The 2,116-nt window shown below is 68.6% G+C and carries 2 protein-coding genes; both read right to left on the reverse strand.

The genetic code is table 11. From position 1 onward, the window contains the following. On the reverse strand, nucleotides 1–656 hold a 656-nt coding region (locus K789_RS0113930), incomplete at its 3' end, for an aminotransferase class V-fold PLP-dependent enzyme (RefSeq protein WP_035739810.1). A 164-nt stretch (nucleotides 657–820) separates the two neighbouring features. Beyond that, nucleotides 821–2,116: helix-turn-helix transcriptional regulator (locus tag K789_RS0113935; RefSeq protein ID WP_192815771.1), on the reverse strand; the 1,296-nt coding region annotated here is incomplete at its 5' end.

Below are 2,116 nucleotides of genomic sequence, written 5' to 3' on the forward strand. Positions count from 1 at the left end.
CCCGCCTCGCGGGCCATCGCCACCAGCGTCTTGACCGGGTTGATGGTGCCCAGGACATTAGAGGCGTGGCTGAAGGCGAGGACCCTGGTGGCCGGGTTGATGATGCCGGCGGCAGCGTCGAGATCCAGCACACCGGCGTCGTCGACCGGGATGAACCGGAGCGTGGCACCGGTCCGCTCGGCGAGCTGCTGCCACGGGATGAGGTTCGCGTGGTGCTCCATCTCGGTGACCACAATCTCGTCGCCGGCGCCCAGGGCGAATTGCGCCGCCTCGGCTGCGGCGCCCGGCAGGGACGAGTTCAGAAACGCGTAGCTGAGCAGGTTCAGGCCCTCGGTGGCGTTGGAAGTCCAGATGATCTCATCGGCCCCGGCCCCCAGGAACGCAGCCAGGGTTTCGCGGGCGTCCTCGAAGGATTCCGTGGCTTCTACGGCCAGAAGGTGGGCTCCGCGGTGCACGGCGGCGTTCCGCTGCTCATAGAACTCCTGCTCGGCCTCGATGACGCTGAGCGGGTTCTGCGACGTGGCCCCGGAATCCAGATAGATCAGCGGGTGACCGCCCATGGACCTCGAGAGGATGGGGAAGTCATTGCGGATCCGCAACACCTCGTCGTCGGTCAGTGCAGGCGTGAGCAGGGCCTGGGACTCTGACGTGGGCATAAAAGCCACGCTGGCCTCCTCGGATCGGGTCGAATGGACTACTGCCCATCATCCCACGGAACGGCACCACCCTGGTCGGCGGGTGGTTCTGCGGGCGGGCCGGGCTACCCAATGTTTTCCGGTGTTTCCCGCTGTTTCCCCGGGTTATCCCGCTGGGAGGGACCTCACGGCCGGGGTGAATCGCCGCCCGTGTCGATGAGATCGATCCGCCGGCTGACGCCCAGTTTGGCGAAGACCCGGTAGAGGTGTCCTTCCACGGTCCGCTGGGACACGCAGAGCCTGCTGGCGATCTCGGCGTTGGTGGCTCCGCCGGAGACCAGGTCCAGGATTTCGGTTTCCCGGGCCGTGAGCTCCGCATCCTGCTCGGGACGGACAAGATCAATGTGGGCCGCCATTCCGGCAGCAGTCATCCGGTTCTGGATCTTGCGCTGGACGGCCAGCAGTTTCCGCTTGTCCGTGGTTTCGGCCAGGCACCGCTCCGCTTGTTGGGCCGCCTCGAGAGCCAGCAGCACATAGCCGGCACGCAGGGCCCGGTCACTGATCCTGACCAGTTCGGCGTCGTCAGCTTGCAGCACCGCGAGCGCATAATCGTGCAGCATGCTGGCCTCCCGCCCCTCGACCGCGAGGCTGCTGCGGGCAAGACCGTCCGCAGCCCCAGTGTCCCCGTGACGCAAGGCCAGTCGCCTGATGTCCGTCTCAATTCCCCGCAATCCCTGCCGTTTGGCCTCCGCGGCCAGGCCGGCGAGCCTCTTGCTGACCTCGCCGCCGCCCGGTGCCCCGCCGGCCGCGGTGGAGTACGCGTCAGCGAGCAGGGGCAGCGCCCCCGGCCCGCGGTACCGGGAAAGCCGAAAGGCCGCCGCGTGCTCCTCGGCCTCCCCCGTGTGGCCCACCACGGAGTTGGCGTACGCGGCGACCGAATGGGCGAAGGGCAGCAACTCCCAGGGATCGGCGATGGTGAGTTCCTCGACGCCGAGAACGAGTTCGGCAATGCCCTCGGGCATGCGCCCCTGGCGGACACGGGCGAGGCCTCTCATCAAGTGCAGGATGCCGCCGCTGAGCAGCAGCCTCGAGGGGAAGTCAGCCTCGTACTCATCGAGGGCCGAGGCGAGCGCCTCCCACTCCCCCGCCCAGTTCAGGCTCAGGCTGTAGCGCACCAGGAGGTCTTCGTAGACGAGGGGCAACGCCTGGCTGGCGCTGCGCGCCCCGTGCCAGGCCTCGCGGGCCAGCCCCAGGCCTTCCGCCACCTTGCCTTTGGCACAGAGCAACTCGGCGAGCAGTGACTCCGCCGGAATCTTAATGTCGTGCCGATCCCCGGCGGCCACAACCAGCTGGCTCAGACCGCCCTCACGGTCCTCGGTGCCGCCGCGGGGCTGGCTCCCGAGGGGTTCCGCCGCCACGGCGATCGCGGCAACATCCAACCACGACGGCCCCGTTGCGGCCGGTGCTGCTCCGCCGGCGGG

It is taken from the genome of Arthrobacter sp. TB 26 (genome assembly GCF_000427315.1).
Classification (GTDB): domain Bacteria; phylum Actinomycetota; class Actinomycetes; order Actinomycetales; family Micrococcaceae; genus Arthrobacter.